General features: G+C 44.7%; 1 protein-coding gene. It reads left to right on the forward strand.

Translation table 11 applies throughout. The features are described from left to right. On the forward strand, positions 1-255 hold a 255-nt coding region (locus tag Q4519_RS21925), incomplete at both ends, for a DUF354 domain-containing protein (RefSeq protein ID WP_303516081.1).

Consider the following 255-nt stretch of genomic DNA (forward strand, 5'->3'; position numbering starts at 1 on the left):
GCCCTATTTAAATCATGTAGAATTGGCCATTGCGCAGCAACATAATCGCAACATCATCTTAATTAATGATGCCACCAATATGGCAAGCTTAATGCTGAATGCCGACTTGGCAATCGGTGCATGCGGAACCAGTAGCTGGGAGCGCGCATGTCTGGGACTGCCGTGTTTGTCTTTTGTGAGCGCTTTTAATCATGTTTTTATCAGTCTGTCGTTGCATAAGGAAGGTTTATGCCAACTTGTTGACGCTGATATCTC

The organism is Motilimonas sp. 1_MG-2023 (assembly GCF_030547455.1).
Classification (GTDB): Bacteria; Pseudomonadota; Gammaproteobacteria; order Enterobacterales; family CBDFNC01; genus Motilimonas.